A 271-nucleotide genomic window follows, 5' to 3' on the forward strand; every position below is an offset into this window, starting at 1 on the left:
TGCTGCCGGACGGCGTCGGGAAGAAGATGCCCGCGCGCTGCGCGGCGTTCGCGATGTGCGTCTCGATCGCGGTGCCGGCCGCGGCCGCATCGCGGGCGATCAGCGCGTCGACGATCGCGCGGTGCTCGTGCCACGTCGACAGCAGCAGCTCGCGCCGGTAGAACGGCATGCGCTGGCTTTCCTTCATGATGTCCGCGCTGCTGCGCAGCACGGACTCGATCGCCGCGTTGCCGGCGAGATGGATGATCCGCATGTGGAAGTCGAAGTCGAG

Annotated in this window: 1 protein-coding gene; it reads right to left on the reverse strand. The window is 69.0% G+C overall.

What is annotated here, in order from left to right; genetic code table 11:
• On the reverse strand, window positions 1-271 hold a 271-nt coding region (locus tag R2R70_RS20385), incomplete at both ends, for an FCD domain-containing protein (RefSeq protein WP_410978960.1).

This window comes from Cobetia sp. SIMBA_158, assembly GCF_046566945.1.
In the GTDB taxonomy this organism is placed as follows: Bacteria; Pseudomonadota; Gammaproteobacteria; order Pseudomonadales; family Halomonadaceae; genus Cobetia; species Cobetia amphilecti.